At 63.0% G+C, this 17422-nt stretch carries 18 protein-coding genes; 8 read left to right on the plus strand and 10 right to left on the minus strand.

Features of this window, described 5'->3' with window-relative positions; translation table 11 throughout:
- Entirely contained in the window at positions 1 to 978 is a 978-nt protein-coding gene (locus BMX27_RS12405; protein WP_090160138.1) for a sodium-dependent bicarbonate transport family permease, read from the minus strand.
- 230 nt (positions 979 to 1208) lie between these two features.
- On the opposite strand from BMX27_RS12405, the gene ctaD reads away from it, so the two are divergent.
- Positions 1209 to 2882, plus strand: a complete 1674-nt coding sequence (gene ctaD / locus BMX27_RS12410; protein ID WP_090160139.1) for a cytochrome c oxidase subunit I — start codon at positions 1209 to 1211, stop codon at positions 2880 to 2882.
- Between the two features lie 537 nt (positions 2883 to 3419).
- Entirely contained in the window at positions 3420 to 3908 is a 489-nt protein-coding gene (locus tag BMX27_RS12420) for a DUF2244 domain-containing protein (protein WP_090160140.1), read from the plus strand.
- 75 nt (positions 3909 to 3983) lie between these two features.
- Here the strand turns inward: BMX27_RS12420 and BMX27_RS12425 are convergent, their stop codons facing one another.
- Positions 3984 to 4448 carry a GatB/YqeY domain-containing protein gene (locus BMX27_RS12425; protein WP_090160141.1) on the minus strand — a complete coding sequence of 155 codons (465 nt, stop codon included), beginning with the start codon at positions 4446 to 4448 and terminating at the stop codon, positions 3984 to 3986.
- Positions 4449 to 4595: 147 nt separating this feature from the next.
- Here BMX27_RS12425 and carA point away from each other — a divergent pair, with 147 nt between their 5' ends.
- The 3 genes from carA to BMX27_RS17035 are packed head-to-tail and all read left to right on the plus strand — an operon-like array spanning position 4596 to position 7706.
- The gene (gene carA / locus BMX27_RS12430) at positions 4596 to 5750 is read left to right on the plus strand and encodes a glutamine-hydrolyzing carbamoyl-phosphate synthase small subunit (RefSeq protein ID WP_090160142.1); all 1155 of its coding nucleotides are present in this window, start codon (positions 4596 to 4598) and stop codon (positions 5748 to 5750) included.
- Positions 5751 to 5810: 60 nt separating this feature from the next.
- Positions 5811 to 7202 carry a glycosyltransferase gene (locus BMX27_RS12435; RefSeq protein WP_256212497.1) on the plus strand — a complete coding sequence of 464 codons (1392 nt, stop codon included), beginning with the start codon at positions 5811 to 5813 and terminating at the stop codon, positions 7200 to 7202.
- Between the two features lie 54 nt (positions 7203 to 7256).
- Positions 7257 to 7706, plus strand: a complete 450-nt coding sequence (locus BMX27_RS17035; RefSeq protein WP_256212499.1) for a hypothetical protein — start codon at positions 7257 to 7259, stop codon at positions 7704 to 7706.
- On the opposite strand, the gene BMX27_RS12440 is transcribed toward BMX27_RS17035, so the two are convergent.
- Positions 7660 to 8313: a GntR family transcriptional regulator gene (locus BMX27_RS12440; RefSeq protein WP_090160143.1), complete on the minus strand. Its 654-nt coding sequence runs from the start codon at positions 8311 to 8313 to the stop codon at positions 7660 to 7662. The genes BMX27_RS17035 and BMX27_RS12440 overlap by 47 nt on opposite strands.
- Before the next feature lie 112 nt (positions 8314 to 8425).
- On the opposite strand from BMX27_RS12440, the gene BMX27_RS12445 reads away from it, so the two are divergent.
- Positions 8426 to 9619, plus strand: a complete 1194-nt coding sequence (locus BMX27_RS12445; RefSeq protein ID WP_090160144.1) for a UbiH/UbiF family hydroxylase — start codon at positions 8426 to 8428, stop codon at positions 9617 to 9619.
- Here BMX27_RS12445 and BMX27_RS12450 read toward each other — a convergent pair.
- From BMX27_RS12450 to BMX27_RS12460, 3 genes are read right to left on the minus strand one after another with little or no spacing between them, the layout of a single operon-like run.
- Positions 9616 to 10752, minus strand: coding sequence for an aminotransferase class V-fold PLP-dependent enzyme (locus BMX27_RS12450; protein WP_090160145.1), 1137 nt, complete (start codon positions 10750 to 10752; stop codon positions 9616 to 9618). The two genes, BMX27_RS12445 and BMX27_RS12450, sit on opposite strands and share 4 nt — an antisense overlap.
- A 49-nt stretch (positions 10753 to 10801) precedes the next feature.
- Positions 10802 to 11254, minus strand: a complete 453-nt coding sequence (locus tag BMX27_RS12455; protein ID WP_256212503.1) for an Lrp/AsnC family transcriptional regulator — start codon at positions 11252 to 11254, stop codon at positions 10802 to 10804.
- Complete coding sequence (locus BMX27_RS12460) at positions 11251 to 11706, minus strand: Lrp/AsnC family transcriptional regulator (RefSeq protein WP_090160449.1); 456 nt, start codon at positions 11704 to 11706, stop codon at positions 11251 to 11253. Before BMX27_RS12460 ends, BMX27_RS12455 begins: the two co-directional genes overlap by 4 nt.
- 132 nt (positions 11707 to 11838) lie before the next feature.
- Between BMX27_RS12460 and ilvC the strand changes: the two genes are divergently transcribed.
- Positions 11839 to 12861, plus strand: coding sequence for a ketol-acid reductoisomerase (ilvC, locus tag BMX27_RS12465; RefSeq protein ID WP_090160146.1), 1023 nt, complete (start codon positions 11839 to 11841; stop codon positions 12859 to 12861).
- Between the two features lie 112 nt (positions 12862 to 12973).
- On the opposite strand, the gene BMX27_RS12470 is transcribed toward ilvC, so the two are convergent.
- Entirely contained in the window at positions 12974 to 13168 is a 195-nt protein-coding gene (locus BMX27_RS12470) for a hypothetical protein (protein ID WP_090160147.1), read from the minus strand.
- Positions 13169 to 13216: 48 nt separating this feature from the next.
- Between BMX27_RS12470 and BMX27_RS12475 the strand changes: the two genes are divergently transcribed.
- Positions 13217 to 14146, plus strand: coding sequence for a DMT family transporter (locus BMX27_RS12475; RefSeq protein ID WP_090160148.1), 930 nt, complete (start codon positions 13217 to 13219; stop codon positions 14144 to 14146).
- Here BMX27_RS12475 and glmM read toward each other — a convergent pair.
- The 3 genes from glmM to BMX27_RS12490 are packed head-to-tail and all read right to left on the minus strand — an operon-like array spanning position 14143 to position 17385.
- Complete coding sequence (gene glmM / locus BMX27_RS12480) at positions 14143 to 15489, minus strand: phosphoglucosamine mutase (protein ID WP_090160149.1); 1347 nt, start codon at positions 15487 to 15489, stop codon at positions 14143 to 14145. The genes BMX27_RS12475 and glmM overlap by 4 nt on opposite strands.
- Complete coding sequence (folP, locus tag BMX27_RS12485; RefSeq protein ID WP_090160150.1) at positions 15479 to 16486, minus strand: dihydropteroate synthase; 1008 nt, start codon at positions 16484 to 16486, stop codon at positions 15479 to 15481. Before folP ends, glmM begins: the two co-directional genes overlap by 11 nt.
- On the minus strand, positions 16483 to 17385 hold the full coding sequence (locus tag BMX27_RS12490) for a dihydroneopterin aldolase (RefSeq protein WP_090160451.1): 903 nt from the start codon (positions 17383 to 17385) through the stop codon (positions 16483 to 16485). The genes folP and BMX27_RS12490 overlap by 4 nt, the downstream gene beginning before the upstream one ends.
- Positions 17386 to 17422: the final 37 nt, after the last annotated feature.

Genomic DNA, 17422 nt, shown 5'->3' on the forward strand with positions numbered 1-17422 from the left:
TCAGCCCCCAGTCATCATCGTGGCCATCGCCACGTACAGTGGAATGCCCAGCGTCAGGTTGAACGGAAACGTCACCCCCAACGACAAGGTCAGATAGATGGCCGGATTGGCCTCTGGCAGGGCGACCCGCATCGCGGCCGGCACGGCGATGTAGGAAGCCGATGCCGCCAGAACCATGAGCAGCACGGTTCCGCCTGCCGACAGCCCGATGGCCATGCCCATGCCCAACCCGATGACCGATCCCACCAGCGGCATCGCGATACCGAATGCCACCGCACCCAGACCCAGCACACCGCGCGACTGGCGCAGCCCCCGCCCCGCGACCAGCCCCATGTCCAGCAGGAACAGGCACAGCACGCCCTTGAACGGCGACACGATGAATGGCGCGATTTCGGCAAGACCAGCCTCGCCCGTGACCATTCCGATGACGAAACTGCCGACCAGCAGGACGATGGACCCATTGAGCAGGATTTCCCGCATCAATCCCGGCTCCATCCGGCCGGCCGTGCCGCTACGCGCCACCAGCCAGAGTGCGGACAGGATCGCGGGGGCTTCCATCGCGGCGGCGACGGCCACCATGTAGCCCTCGGCATCGATGGCCCGCCCCTCGAGCACGGAGGTCGCAGCCACGAATGTCACGATGCTGATCGATCCATAATGCGCGGCGACCGCAGCTGCATCCAGTCCCGACAGGCCCGTGAGCACCCGCAACAGCGCGAATGCGATGAATGGCAGGCCAAACGACAGCACGATGCCCGCGCCCACCGCCAGCAACAGGGTGGCGTCGATCCCGTGTGCTGCAACCGATGCGCCGCCCTTGAACCCGATGGCGAACAGCAGATAGATCGACATGCCCTTGGCCACGGCCTCGGGGATGGACAGATCCGACCGCGCCATTGCCGCAGCAAGGCCCAGCGCAAACGACAGGATGATCGGTGAAATCAGGTTCGCGCCGGCGAGCGACAGGATTTCGGACATGGCTGGCCTCTTGCTGCGAACTTGTCCTGCTTTGATACCACAGCGTTCCGGACCTGCAATCCCGGCAGCCCAGGCAACCTTGGCCTCCGCGCCTGCGCCAATTTTACCCATCCGGGCATGTACATCCAACATTGCCCCCAGCGCGCCGGTTCTTTAGAACGCGGGCAAAGGACGATGCGTTTTTGTCGACTCGTGCCGTCCGATCTGTAGCCAACGCGAGGGAGAGCCACATGGCAGACGCCGCCATCCACGGCCATGACCACGAAGACAACCGGGGGTTCTTTACCCGGTGGTTCATGTCCACCAACCACAAAGACATCGGGATCCTGTACCTGTTTACAGCCGGTCTCGTCGGCTTCATCTCGGTGGCTTTCACCGTATTCATGCGGATCGAGCTCATGGAGCCCGGTGTCCAGCATATGTGCATGGAAGGCGCGCGCCTGTTCACGGACGCCTCATCCGAATGTACGCCCAACGGCCACCTGTGGAACGTGCTGATCACGTATCACGGCATCCTGATGATGTTCTTTGTTGTGATCCCGGCCCTGTTCGGCGGTTTCGGCAACTATTTCATGCCGTTGCAGATCGGTGCGCCAGACATGGCGTTCCCGCGGATGAACAACCTGTCTTACTGGATGTTTGTAGCCGGTTCTGCCCTGGGCGTCGCATCCATGATCGCACCCGGCGGCAACGGCCAGCTGGGTTCGGGCGTGGGCTGGGTCATGTATCCGCCGCTGTCCACGTCAGAGGGCGGTCTGTCCATGGACCTCGCAATCTTTGCCGTCCACCTGTCGGGTGTGTCGTCGATCCTGGGCGCCATCAACATCATCACGACCTTCCTGAACATGCGTGCCCCCGGCATGACCATGCACAAGGTACCGCTGTTCGCCTGGTCGATCTTTGTCACCGCATGGTTGATCCTGCTGGCGCTGCCGGTTCTGGCCGGTGCCATCACGATGCTGCTGATGGACCGCAACTTTGGCACCACGTTCTTTCAGCCGTCCGGCGGTGGTGACCCGGTTCTGTACCAGCACATCCTGTGGTTCTTTGGTCACCCCGAGGTCTACATCATCATCATCCCCGCGTTCGGCATCATCAGCCACATCATCGCGACCTTCTCGAAAAAGCCGATCTTTGGCTACCTGCCGATGGTTTACGCAATGGTGGCGATCGGTGTTCTGGGCTTTGTCGTCTGGGCACACCACATGTACACCGTGGGCATGTCGCTGACGCAGCAGTCCTATTTCATGATGGCGACGATGGTCATCGCGGTGCCCACCGGGGTCAAGATCTTCTCGTGGATCGCGACCATGTGGGGCGGTTCGGTCGAGTTCAAGACACCGATGCTCTGGGCCATGGGCTTCTTGTTCCTGTTCACCGTGGGTGGTGTGACCGGTATCGTGCTCAGCCAGGCTGGCATCGACCGCGTCTATCACGACACCTACTACGTCGTGGCGCACTTCCACTACGTGATGTCGCTGGGCGCCGTGTTCGGCATCTTTGCGGGGATCTACTTCTACTTCCCCAAGATGTCCGGCAAGATGTATCCCGAATGGGCTGGCAAGCTGCACTTCTGGGCGATGTTCATCGGTGCGAACATCACCTTCTTCCCGCAGCATTTCCTGGGCCGTCAGGGCATGCCCCGTCGCTACATCGACTACCCAGAGGCCTTTGCGACATGGAACTACGTGTCGTCCTGGGGTGCGTTCCTGTCTTTCGCTTCGTTCCTGTTCTTCATCGGCGTGATCTTCTACTCGCTGATCTGGGGCCGCAAATGCACCGAAGCGAACCCGTGGAACGAATATGCTGATACGCTGGAATGGACACTGCCGTCCCCGCCGCCCGAGCATACGTTCGAAACTCTGCCCAAGCAGAGCGAGTGGGACAAATCCCCGGCGCACTAAACGCCACGGCTTACAAGCAAAAGGCCCCGGTTTTCCGGGGCCTTTTTCGTTCATGCGGTCATGAACACGGCGGGCTCGCGCGTTATCCTTGACGGTGATCCAGCACAGCACAAAATGGCCTTGTGCGCGGGCCGGATCCCCCGGATGCACGGTCAGGGCATCCGCGACGCCCTGCCCGCGCGCGGCAGGGTCGACGAACAGATCATCCTGGAACAGCCCCGTTCTGGCCGACAGCGGTCGGGCAAACGAACGCACATGCGCAAGACCGCAGATCTCTCCTTCCGATACACCGCAACATGGCCTGCGACCACGTGCCCGGGATCCGTCAACCAGGTCCAGAGCCTGTCGCGCCTATCGGGTGTCTGATCGATCGCATAGGGGACGCAGCATACCCGCGGTACATGGCGCCCCAGGCCCTCCGGTCCTGCGCCGCCACCCGTCTGATTTCGATGTGCATGTCACACGCTCGCAGCGCCAATATCCAGCGCGACCAAACCGCGCATTGGTCATGCGCGCAAGCCGCTCTAGAACTCACACATGCCCTATGAATGGTCCTCACCCCCGCCGCATGATCAGCCCCAATGGTCACTGTCGCTTTGGCCGTATCGGTCGCTCTTGCGGCGTGATTTCGTTCTGTTCATGGGGGGAACGGCGACGCTGATCGCCCTGCCCTTGCTGGTCGTGCTGGGCTCTGCCGTCCTGTGGGGACTGCTGCCATTCTTCATCGTGGCCTTCAGCGGGCTGTGGTTTGCGTTGAACGCCAGCTATCGCCGTGGTGAGGTGCTCGAGGAACTGACCGTCGACGACCAGACAGCACATCTAACACGTCACAACCCGCGCGGTCCGCGTCAGGACTGGGAGGCCAACCGCTATTGGGTCAGCGTCCATCTGCACCCCAAGGGTGGTCCGGTCGAAAACTACATCACTCTGCGGGGCGGCGACCGCGAGGTCGAGATCGGATCATTCCTTGATGCAAGCGAACGGCTCGCCCTTTACGACGATCTCAAACGCGCACTGCGCAGCTGACTTCTTCTGGTTGAAAATATCCGGGGTCCGGGGCGAAGCCCCGAAAATGGGTGGGCGGGCGGGCCCGCCCACCCTTCAACCCAGCTTGGACTTGACCATCGGGCCGACGCGGCCGAAATCCATCTGGCCCATGTACTTGCCCTTGAGGACCGCCATGACACGGCCCATGTCGCGGATGCTGTCGGCATCGGCCTCGACAATCGCCGCGTCCACCGCCGCTTCGGTTTCGGCATCGTCCAGCTGGCGCGGCAGGAAATCCTCGATGACCCTGACTTCTGCCAGCTCCTTCTCGGCCAGTTCCAGTCGCCCGCCCTCCTCATAGGCGCGCGCACTTTCCTGTCGCTGCTTGACCATGCGCCCCAGGATCGCCAGCACCTCGTCGGTACCGACGGTGGCCCCTTCCTCGGCACCTGTGCCACGCAGCGCGATATCGCGATCCTTGATTGCGGCGTTGATCAGACGCAGCGTCGAGAGCCGGTCGGCTTCCTTTGATTTCATCGCGTCCTTCAAGGCCGCCGTCAGCCGCTGTCGCACATCCATGAACTTGTCCTTGTGGTCCTGAAAACATGGGCGCAATCTATGCGGCCCGCCCGACCGGCACAAGCGGCCCCGCGGCCCTTGACCCGCACCACCGCCCCCATTAGGACACGTTGAATTTGTCGCAATGCCTGCACAAGGACGTACCCCATGACCGATAGACCCACCGCCTGCCTCGCCCTCGCTGACGGGACCGTGTTTTACGGACGTGGGTTCGGTGCGACCGGCCAGACCACTGCGGAATTGTGCTTCAACACCGCCATGACCGGCTATCAGGAAATCATGACGGACCCCTCCTATGCCGGTCAGGTCGTGACATTCACCTTTCCGCATATCGGCAACACGGGGGTGAACGACGAGGACGACGAGACCTCGGACCCGGTGGCCTCTGGCATGGTTGTCAAATGGGACCCGACAGAGCCGTCGAACTGGCGCACCACGGACACGCTGGGGGCCTGGCTGACAAAGCGGGGCCGCATCGGCATGGGTGGTGTCGACACACGGCGGTTGACCCGCGCAATCCGCCAGCAAGGTGCACCGCACGTGGCCCTCGCTCACGATCCCGACGGCAATTTCGATGTTGCAGCCCTCGTTGCCGCCGCACGCGGTTTTGCCGGCCTTGTGGGTCTCGATCTGGCAAAGGATGTCACCTGCGCACAGTCCTACACCTGGGACGAGATGCGATGGGCCTGGCCTGACGGCTACAGCCGCCAGACCGCCGCCCGGCACAAGGTCGTGGCCGTCGATTACGGTGCGAAACGCAACATCCTGCGGTGCCTTGCTTCGGCGGGCTGTGATGTGACCGTGTTGCCTGCCACCGCCACCGCCGAGGATATTCTGGCCCTCAACCCCGATGGCGTCTTTCTGTCCAACGGCCCGGGCGACCCGGCCGCGACTGGCGCATATGCCGTCCCCGCGATCAAGGGCGTGCTGGAACATCAGGATATTCCGGTGTTCGGCATCTGCCTCGGACACCAGATGCTGGCGCTGGCACTGGGGGCACAGACGATCAAGATGAACCACGGCCATCACGGTGCCAACCACCCGGTCAAGGATACCGAGACCGGAAAGGTGGAAATCACTTCGATGAACCACGGTTTCACCGTCGACAGCCAGACCCTGCCCGAGGGCGTTCACGAGACGCATATCAGCCTGTTTGACGGGTCGAACTGCGGCATCCGACTGGCCGACCGGCCCGTGTTCAGCGTGCAATACCACCCGGAGGCCAGCCCCGGCCCGATGGACAGTTATTATCTGTTCGAACGCTTTGCCGCCGCGATGGACGACCGCAAGGCTGCAAACTGAGATCAGTTAAGGATTCGTTTACGTCTGTTAACGAAAGTGATCCCGCGCGATGGCGGGATCATGACAACACTGACGGACCATACGACTGAGGAACTGACACCGGCACTGGTCCTCGCACCCTTGTCGGCGCATCTGTTGCGTGACGGCGTGGTCAGCCGGGACCAGGTGATCGCCGCGCAACGCTTTGCCCACGACACGGGCCTGTCCTTGGGTGACGTATATTTTCAGCGCTTTGCGGTGTCGCAACGGTCCTTGATCCACGCCGGACGCGACATCCTGAACACCCGGCTGATCGACCCTGCCAGCGACCCGCCTGACGACCGGCTCATACGCGCCTTTGGACCGACCGAATGCATCACCGCGGGCGTTTTACCCTGGCGACAGACTGGAGAGGTGACCGTGGTCCTCGCCCCTGATCTGCTGACCTATCAGCGGGCGGAACCCGATCTGGCCGCACGACTGGGACCAGTACGGCTGGCACTTGCGACGCCGGACCAGATCACGACCGCGGTCATCGCATCGTGCAGTCACGACCTTGCGATACGGGCCGAAACCCGGCTGGACGCCGCCGACAGCAGCCGGGACTGGCACAGGGGCCGCGCAACCCTGTGGGGGGCGTCGGTGATGGCTGGTCTGGCCACGCTTGCCTGGCTTGCGCCCGGATGGCTTGTGACCACGCTTTGCCTGATATCCATTGGCCTGATGCTGATGGCGACCGCGCTGAAATCCGCGGCCGCCATCGCAGGACTTTTCCCGGCATCCTTTCCGCCGCGTCCTGGACCGCAGGCTGTGCTGCCCGTCATCACGCTGCTCATTCCGCTGTATGACGAACGCGACATTGCCGATCACCTGATTGCCCGTCTCGAGGCGCTTCGGTATCCGCGCGCGTTGCTCGATGTCTGCCTCGTGCTCGAAGACAACGATGATACGACGCGGCAGGCCTTGGGACGCATCAGCCTGCTGACCTGGATGCGCGCCATGACCGTGCCCGAAGGCACGCTGCGCACCAAGCCGCGCGCGCTGAACTATGCACTGCCCCATGCGCGCGGCAGCATCATAGGTGTCTACGATGCCGAGGATGCCCCCGATACGGACCAATTGTTGGTCGTTGCAGATGCCTTTGCACGCGCTGATCCGCGGGTGGCGTGCCTGCAAGGCGTGCTGGACTATTACAACAGCACGACCAACTGGCTGACCCGCTGTTTCACCATCGAATACGCCAGCTGGTTTCGCGTGGTCCTGCCGGGCTATGCGCGGCTTGGCCTTGTGGTGCCGCTGGGTGGGACGACGTTGTTCTTTCGGCGCGACATTCTCGAACGGCTTGGCGGTTGGGACGCCCACAACGTGACCGAGGACGCCGATCTGGGCCTGCGACTGGCACGGCACGGCTACCGGACCGCCTTTATCCCGTCGGTCACCCAAGAAGAGGCCAATGGCCGCGCATGGCCTTAGGTCAAACAGCGGTCACGCTGGCTCAAGGGTTACGCGATCACCTACGCGGTGCACATGCGGCGACCTTGGCGATTGCTGCATGACTTGGGCCTGTGGCGGTTCTGCGGGGTGCAGGTGCTGTTCCTCGGAACCCTCTCGCAGTTCGTTCTGGCGCCGTTCCTATGGTCGTTCTGGCTGATCCTGCTGGGCCTGCTGCATCCGATGACCACCGCACTGACGACGGGCCAATGGCAAACATTGGTCGTGCTGTTCGTCGGGGCCGAGGTCATCAATCTGGTCGTTGCCGCCATCGCCCTGCGCCGCGCGGAAAAACTGCGCCTGCTGGGTTGGGCCCTGACTCTGCAATTCTATTTCCCGCTTGGATCGCTCGCCGTCTACAAGGGGTTGCTGGAACTGGCCTGGAAACCGTTTTGGTGGGACAAGACGGCCCACGGCATCCTGCTGCCGCCAGACCAGCTCAGGACCCTGCCTCGACCCGTGCCGCGTCCAGCTTCAGACGGGTGACATAAGCGCGGCTTAGGTGATCCCGCAGCGCCGCATTGGCCGCATCGCCATCACCCGCCGTGATTGCCGCAACGATGCTTTCGTGTTCGTCCAGCGTATCGGGCCCGCGCCCTTCGGCTGCGATGGATGTCGTGGCAAGCAGCGCCATCGACCGGTAGACCAGATCCAACTGCTGCACCAGGAACCGATTGTGCGACGCAAGGTGGATCTGCTTGTGAAACCGGCGATTGGCCCGCGCCAGTGCCTCGGGGTCGTTGACCAGCGCGCGATCGGCGGCCAGCATTTCCTGAAGGACCTGTACTTCTTCCGGCGTGGCATGGCTGGCCGCAAGCCGCGCCGCCAGCCCTTCCAGTTCGGCGCGCACGGTATAAAGCTCTGAGATCTGGTTATGATCCAGCGAGGCCACGATCAGCGACCGCCCGTCGCGGGTCAGCAGACTTTGGGTTTCCAGCCGTTGCAATGCCTCGCGCACGGGGGTCCGGCTGACACCGAAACGGTCGGCCAACTCGCTTTCGACCAATCGGTCGCCGGGACGGTAGATATGGCTGTCGATGGCCTCGAGGATCAGCTCGTAGGCGTCTTTGTTCGGCGTGGCGCGGTCTGGCATTGTGTCTCCTTTGGCGCAGACATTAGCCTGCGCCGCACGTCCCGCCAAGCCGGCAAGGATGTCGCAGCGATCCGGGCTTTTCGCGCAGGCCCCGCCGTCCTATGTCTGCTGTATGAGCGACACACAGACAGACATCCTGATATCGGGCGGCGGCGTTGCGGGCCTGACCGCGGCTGCGGCCTTTGGCACCGCCGGTTTTACCGTCACGCTGGTCGATCCCGCACCGCCCGTGACCGACGCAGGCGCGGACGGCGCAGACCTGCGCACAACCGCGTTTCTACAACCGGCCCGCGATCTGCTGGATGGGGCGGGGCTTTGGGATGCGCTCGCCCCGCATGCGACACCGCTTGCGATCATGCGGATCGTCGATGCGGCAGGCGACACCGCGGTCAGCCGGGATTTCGCCGCATCCGACATTTCCGACGAACCCTTTGGCTGGAACCTGCCCAACTGGCTTCTGCGCAGAGAAATGGTCGCGCGACTGGCCGACATGGACAATGTGACGTTCCTGTCCGGCACGGGATTTGCGTCGATGGTCGCACGGCTGGACCGCGCGCTGGTGCGTCTGACGGATGGCAGCCAGATCGCAGCGCGCCTCGTCGTCGGCGCGGATGGACGCAATTCTGCTGTCCGCGAGGCTGCGGGCATCCCCGTCAAGACAACCCGTTACGGTCAAAAGGCGATCACTTTTGCCGTTACGCATCCTGCGCCGCACAACAACATCTCGACCGAGGTGCACCGCAGTGGTGGCCCCTTTACACTTGTGCCCCTGCCCGATCACGATGGCATGCCCTGTTCGTCGATCGTCTGGATGGCCGATGGTCCGCAGATCAAAGCGCTGGCCGCCATGGACGACGCCCGTTTTGCAGCCGCCGTCAACGACCGCTCCGCAGGCGTCAACGGCACCCTCACGCCAGTCGGCCCGCGCAGCGTCTGGCCGATCATCACCCAAACGGCCCAATCCCTGACCGCACGCCGCACGGCCCTGATCGCAGAGGCCGCACACGTTATGCCACCCATCGGCGCACAGGGGCTGAACACATCTCTCAAGGATCTCGCCGCCCTGCTCGACCTCGCAGAAAAACACCGCGCCACGCTGGGTGCGGATGAAATGCTGACCGCCTACGACAAAACCCGCCAGACGGACCTGCACATCCGGACCACGGGAATCGACGCATTGAACCGCGCCTCGCAGTTCGCCAACCCGCTCTTGCAGGATTTGCGCGGGTTGGGCCTGCGCGCCCTTCACGATGTGGCCCCGGTGCGCAGGCGCTTGATGCGCCTTGGCTCCGGGATCAGCGACTAACCCAGCACCCGGTCCAGTACCGGCGTGAGCCGTGCCAGCGTCGCATCCACGTCATAGAGCTTGTCCAGACCGAACAGCCCCAACCGGAAAGTCATGAAATCGTCGGGCTCGCCGACTTGCAGCGGCACGCCCGCTGCGATCTGCATACCCTCGGCGGCAAAGGCCGCACCGGATTTGACCGCAGGATCATCCGTATAGCTGACGACAACACCGGGGGCCTGAAACCCTGGTGCCGCAACCGACGCAACACCCAAGCCCGCCAGATGCGCGCGCACACGGTTGCCAAGGTCCCATTGCGCGACCTTGACCGCGTCCAGACCAAAATCCCGCGTCTCGATCATGGCCGCATGGAAATCCACCAGACCATCCGTCGGCATCGTCGCGTGATAGGCGTGACCGCCATTCTCGTAGGCCTTCATGATGTCGCGCCACTTGCGCAGATCATTGGAAAAACTGTTCGACGTGGTGCTGTCCAACCGGTCCAGCGCGCGCTGCGACATCATCACGAGACCGGCGCAAGGCGTGGACGACCAGCCCTTTTGCGGGGCCGAAATCACGACATCCACACCCGTCGCCGCCATGTCGACCCAGATACAGCCGCTTGCGATGCAATCCAGCACAAAGATCGCACCCACATCATGGGCGGCCTCGGCCACCGCCATCAGGTAGTCGTCAGGCAGGATCATCCCCGCGCTGGTTTCCACATGCGGGGCAAAGACCACATCGGGTTTCGCGTCCCGGATCGCCTGGGTGACTTCGGCAATGGGCACGGGCGCGAATGGCGCGCGACTGTCGTTGCCCGTCTGGCTCGCCATCTTCACCGTGGTTTCAGCGGCAAAACAACCGGCGTCGAAAATCTGGCTCCAACGGTAGGAAAACCACCCGTTGCGCAGGATAAAACAATGCGCGTCACGACCAAACTGCCGCGCGACCGCTTCCATTCCGTAGGAACCGCCACCGGGTACGATCGCCACACCTTCAGCGGCGTAGGTATCGCACAGCATGGACGACAGGTCGCGCATGACGCCCTGAAACCGCTTGCTCATCGAATTGAGGGACCGGTCGGTGAACACGACCGAAAACTCCATCATGCCGTCCGGATCGACCGGGGTGCGTGTCATATTGCCGTCCATGGGATCCTCCTGTGCCATCTGCGCTAGCCTAGCGCAGCTTGCGCGGTCTTCATAGCGGTCCCGGACGGCGTTCCTCGCTGAGCAGGACATTCGCCTCGACATCACCCACACCCGGCAGCGTCATGATCCGCCGCCGCAGCACCCGTTCGAAATCCGCCAGATCACGCGCCACCACCCGCAACCGATAATCATACAGGCCCAGCACATGGGTCACGGTCTGCACCTCGGGAATGGCGGTGATCGCGCGTTCGAAATCCTCCAGGCTGACGCGGCCCTTGGTCGCCAGCTTGATCCCCAGGAACACCGTCACGCCGAACCCCAGCGCCTGCGCATCCAGATCCAGATGCCGCCCGGTCAGAACGCCCGCCGCGCGCAGACGTTTGATCCGCCGCCATGTCGCAGGCTGGCTCAGGCCCAGCGCCCGCCCCAGGGCCGCAGCCGGCAGCGTCGCGTCGTCCACCATCAGCCGCAACAGCGCGCGATCCAGATCGTCCAGCGTCACAGCGGCAACCCCGTCTCGGATTTGACGGCCGCAACATCCATCAGTGCCTCGATATCCGCGATATGCGGCAGGGCCAGAATACGGTCACGGTAAACCGCTTGATAATGCGCCAGATCCCGCGCCACCAAGCTCAGCCGCACGTCAACCCGCCCCAGAAAGGTCTGGATTTCGAGGACCTCGGCCACGTCCCGTGCCGCGACCACAAACGCGTCAAAGGCACCCGGCACCGTCTTGTCGAGGCTCACGCGTAGCGATACGCGCAACGGATACCCCATGGCGGCCCAGTCAATCACCGCCGATTGACCGCGGATCATCCCGTCACGCTGCATCCTGTCCAGCCGCCGCGTAACCTGTGCAGCAGACAGGCCCGTCAGTTCTGCCACCTCGCCAGCTGTCAGCGCCGGATCGGCCTGCATCCGGCGCAAGATCGCCCTGTCCTGACTATCAAGCATGATTTTTCCCCACATTCCGCATATCGCGCATGATTAGCATCATCTTGCGAAAAATACTCGGATAAATCCCCTCGCATCTCGCGCAAACCTCCCTATTGTGCCCGCCATCACATACCCAAGGGGAGAATTAACATGCGCGTTTACTATGACCGCGATTGCGACGTGAACCTGATCAAGGACAAAAAGGTCGCCATTCTGGGCTACGGCTCTCAGGGCCACGCCCATGCGCTGAACCTGCGCGACAGCGGTGCGAAAAATCTGGTTGTTGCCCTGCGCGAAGGCTCGCCCTCTGCGGCCAAGGCCGAAGGCGAAGGCCTCAAGGTCATGGGCATTTCCGAGGCCGCAGCATGGTGCGATGTCATCATGTTCACCATGCCCGACGAACTGCAGGCCGAGACCTACAACAAGTACGTCAAGGATCACATCAAGGCGGGGTCCGCGATTGCATTCGCCCACGGCCTGAACGTCCACTTTGGCCTGATCGAACCCAAGGACGGCGTCGACGTCATCATGATGGCCCCCAAGGGCCCCGGCCACACCGTCCGCGGCGAATACACCAAAGGCGGCGGCGTGCCCTGCCTGGTGGCCGTGCACACAGACGCAACCGGCAAGGCGATGGAAATCGGCCTGTCCTACTGCTCCGCCATCGGCGGTGGCCGCTCGGGCATCATCGAAACGAACTTCCGTCAGGAATGCGAAACCGACCTGTTCGGCGAACAGGCCGTTCTGTGCGGCGGCATCGTCGAGCTGATCCGTTGCGGTTTCGAGACCCTGGTCGAGGCAGGCTACGAGCCCGAAATGGCCTATTTCGAATGCCTGCACGAAACCAAGCTGATCGTGGACCTGATTTACGAAGGCGGCATCGCCAACATGGACTACTCGATCTCGAACACGGCCGAGTATGGCCAGTACGTCAGCGGCCCGCGCATCCTGCCCTACGCCGAAACCAAGGCCCGCATGAAGGCCGTTCTGGAAGACATCCAGTCCGGCAAATTCGTCCGCGACTTCATGCTGGAAAATGCCGTGGCACAGCCCACGATCAAGGCGTCGCGTCGTGCCAACGACGAGCACCAGATCGAAATCGTCGGCAAGAAACTCCGCGATATGATGCCGTGGATTTCCGCAGGCAAGATGGTCGACAAGGCCAAGAACTGAGCCCGTCAGTTCAGCATCAAACACGAAAGGTGAGCCATTTGGCTCACCTTTTTTTATGCGTGGTCCCCGGTTTGTGCCGGGTCAGCGCGTGACCTATGTGCGCCACGATGCCTTAGCCGTGGTGGGTCTGCGCGCCATGTCGCGGCCTCCGCGCGAACAGATCCGGCCCCGGCCCGTCCTTGGCCAGCGAGGATTTCTGCCCCGGCACGTGTGCCATCTCGCGGCGCGTCAACACGATGCTGAGCAATGCACCTGCCGGCAGCGCGCATAGAAAACCGAAGGTCGCCAAAAAGTAGATGAGTGTCATATCCAGAATTTCCCGTGTAGGAGGTTTGCAAACAGAACAGGTAATTCAATGCACAGCCCGACCCATAGTTCCGCGCCGCCGGCCCCGACCCTGACCAACTGGGCCAGTATCGGATTTCTGGGGCTGATCTGGGGCGGCACCTTCATGGTGGTTTCGGTCGCGTTGCAGGGTTACGGGCCACTGACAGTGGCCGCTGCGCGTGTGGCATTGGGTGCGGTCGCACTCTTTGCGCTGCAATTGATCCTGCGCAGGCCTTGGCCTGCGTTCAATCGCCGCATGAACAAATACCTGGTCCTGATCGGCATTCTGAATACCGCGCTGCCCTTCACGCTGCTCAGCTGGGGTCAGCAATACGTCCCATCGGCATTTGCCGGCATTTCGATGGCGGCCTTACCGCTGTTCGTTCTGCCGCTGGCGCATGTGTTTTCGGACGAACCTCTGTCGCTGCGCCGCCTGATCGGCGTGGTCACGGGTTTTTTCGGCGCGCTGGTGCTGATCGGTCCCGGCGTACTGCGCATCGGTGATGGGCTGGAACCTTTGGGCCAACTCGCCTGCATTGCTGCGGCCCTCTCCTATGCGACGGCCAGTATCATGACCCGCCGCGCACCACCGATCGATTCGATCACCTTTTCCGCGCTGACGCTGGGGGTCGGCACGGTCGTGCTGCTGCCCGCCATGCTGCTGGTTGAGGGCGTGCCACGCTATGACAGCAACCTGACCGTCGCCGCGATCCTGTTTCTGGGACTCGTGCCGACGGCGCTGGCCGCACTTCTGCGCGTCATCGTGATCCGCAGCGCAGGGTCTGTGTTCATGACGCTGGTTAACTATCAGGTGCCGCTCTGGTCGGTCCTGTTCGGTGCGTTGATCTTGAACGAAGTCCTGCCGCTCCGCTTTTTCGCGGCGCTCGCGCTGATCCTGTGCGGTCTGGCCATCAGCCAGTGGGGCAGCTTGCAAAAACTACTGCGCCACAAGGGTTAGGACGCGCTTTCGACCTCGGCCACGATACCGTCGACGACAGCGACCAACAGGTCGGGGTCTTCGGATTCGGCCATGACCCGCACCAGCGGTTCCGTACCCGATTTGCGGATCAGCAAACGACCATTGCCCGCCAGCTTTTCCTCGGCGTCGGCAATCGCAGCCTTGACCGCATCCGTATCCAGCGGGGCGGTGCCTGCACCATAGCGAACATTTTTCAGCAGTTGCGGCACAGTGTCGAAACTGTGGATCAAACCACTGGCAGGCTGGCCTGTCTCGATCATGGCGGCCAGAAATTGCAGGCCCGCCAGCAGGCCGTCGCCCGTGGTGGCATAATCGGTCATCACGATATGGCCCGATTGTTCGCCGCCCAGATTGTGACCGCCCTTGCGCATGGCCTCGACCACATAGCGGTCGCCAACGCCCGTGCGTTCCAGCCGCAAGCCTTTTGCATCCAGAAACCGTTCCAGTCCCAGATTGCTCATGACCGTGGCGACCAGTGTGTTGTTGGCCAACCGGTCCGCAGCCGCCCAACGCGCGGCGAACAGCGCCATGATCTGATCGCCGTCCGCGACGTTGCCGTTTTCATCCAGGATCATGACCCGATCGGCGTCGCCGTCCAGACAGATCCCCACATCCGCGCCGAAACTGACAATCGTCTCGGCCGCGCGTTTGGGGTTGGTCGAACCGCACCCGTCGTTGATGTTGTAACCGTTGGGCGCGGTGCCGACCTCGATCACGGTGGCACCCAGTTCCCACAACACCTCGGGGGCGACGCGGTGAGCGGCCCCGTTGGCGCAGTCGATCACGACCTTCATGCCGTTCAGGCGCAGACCCGACGGAAAGGTGGACTTCAAACGTTCGGCATAACGGAACCTGCCGTCGTCGATCCGCTTGGCCCGACCGATGTTCACCGCTTGCGCAGGTTCGATATCGCTCATCACGATGGCGGTGATCTCGGCCTCGGCTGCGTCCGACAGCTTGAATCCGTCGGGGCCAAAAAACTTGATCCCGTTGTCGTGATGCGGATTGTGCGACGCGCTGATCATGATCCCCAGATCCGCCCGCATCGAGGTGGTCAGCAAACCGACCGCCGGTGTTGGCACAGGACCCAGCAGCAGCACGTTCATTCCCGTGCTGGTCAGACCAGCGGTCAGCGCGCTTTCGAACATGTAGCCTGACAGGCGCGTATCTTTGCCGATCACGACGCGGTGGCCGTTGGACCCATCGTTGCGGAAATAGCGCCCGGCGGCGGCCCCGATCTTGAGCGCCATATCCGCGGTCATCGGCCATTTGTTCGCGGTGCCACGCACGCCATCGGTGCCGAAAATGGATTTAGCGCTCATGGGAAACTCCGTTCAAGGCGAGGGCCATGTCGATTGCCTCGCGCGTCTGACGTGCATCATGCACCCGCAACACCTGAACGCCAAGAGCCACGCCATGCAACGCGACCGCCAGCGACCCCGGCAGGCGCTGATCCGCCTGATCGACACCGGTGATGGTGCCGATGAACCGCTTGCGCGACGCGCCCAGCAGGATCGGCAGGCCGAGGTCATGGAACACGGCCAGATCCCGCAGCAGTGTCAGATTGTGGTCCAGCGTCTTGCCGAAACCGATACCCGGATCGGTGATGATCATGTGCCGCGCAATCCCGGCATCCATGGCCCGCGCGATACTGCCTGCCAGATGGTCGAACACCTCGGCGGTGACATCCTCATAGGTCGGCCCGTTCTGCATGGTTTCTGGATCGCCCTTGGAATGCATCAGAAACACGGGACATTGAGCCTGCGCCACCACCTGCGCCATGTCGGGATCGAACCGCAGCGCGGTCACGTCGTTGACCATGTCCGCCCCCGCATCCAGCGCAGCAGCGGCGACCGCCGCCTTGCGCGTGTCAATCGAGATCGGTGTCGTGATGCCCGCCGCGCGGATCGCGCGGATCACGGGAACGGTGCGGGCGATTTCGTCCTCTGGTGTGACATAGGCGGCACCGGGCCGCGTGCTTTCACCGCCGATATCCAGAATGTCGGCGTCACGCGCCATGTCGGCGGCCCGCGCCACCGCAGCGGCCACATCGCCCAACGTCCCACCATCCGAAAAACTGTCGGGCGTCACGTTCAGGATGCCCATGATCCGAGGACGGTCCAGTGTAAGACCGCAGATCGTGGCACGCGGGGCGGACAACCGGTGCAACTGCGCGGGGTCTAGTGCCGTCAGCGGATGCGACACGCCCTGCGCGTCCGATACCTGCCGGAACCGGAACGCGGCACTGCCCGCAAGCGGCACCGCATCATCGGGATGCCGGGCGGCCGGCAGCGGCAGTGGTCGCAGCAACCCATTCACGCTGCGACGGTCCTGACCGGCACGCTGGCCTGTGGCGCATCCGCGCCGACGACGACAAGTTCAGCTGCGTTCATCTGCCCGGCAAACCAGGCTGCCAATGCCACGGCGTCCGCAGGCTCGGCCGAAGGACCGTCGGGGCTGTCCAACACGATCTTGGACGGTGCCCAGATGCAGATCTGGCCATTCCGCATGGCCCAGTCCAGTTCGGTCCGACTGCCCACCACCTTGCATCTGGGATCACGGGCCGCCAGCGCCCATGCATTCTGTTCGATGGCCAGCAGGTCGATGCGGCGCTGCGCCAGCGGATGACCCGCACGCGGTGCCGGGATGTCCGGTGCACCGACGCAGACGATGACGGGTGTGCCATCTGCACCGGCCTCGTCGATCTTCGCGGTGGTCGCCGGCCCCTCGATCACGCTGTTGGACAAGAACAGGATGCGCGGATGCGGCACATTGCTGTGTGACTGCGCCTCGGTCCTGTCGCCGCCTGTCGCGCGGACGATCTCGACCCCCAGCGAATAAGGACCACGGTCCAGTTTCTCGATCCGGACAAAGACCCGTTCGGCCTGCGGTTCGATCAGGATCCGGTCCGCGACACGGGCCGCCAGCGTTTCCAGAAGATTGATGCGTTCCGCGCCCAGTTCCGCCTGAATGGCCTCGGTCACGCGGTCATAGGACAAGATGCGGTCGACATCGTCGTCGATCGGTCCGGTAAGCGGCAAAACCTCGACCACCACGTTGAACCGCACCCGCTGCAGATGCCCGCGTTCCTGTTGGAACGCACCGATTTCGACCTCGACAATATAGTCGCGCAGAGAAATCCGGTCATAGGGAATGTCGGTGCTGGCAGCGGCCCGTTCCGATGGATGGGCGAATGCCAGTCTGATGTCATTTGTCATGCGCGCCCCCCGCGGTTGCCCCAGCGGCATAACCGCC

Source organism: Loktanella sp. DSM 29012 (assembly GCF_900110705.1).
Taxonomy (GTDB): domain Bacteria; phylum Pseudomonadota; class Alphaproteobacteria; order Rhodobacterales; family Rhodobacteraceae; genus Loktanella; species Loktanella gaetbuli.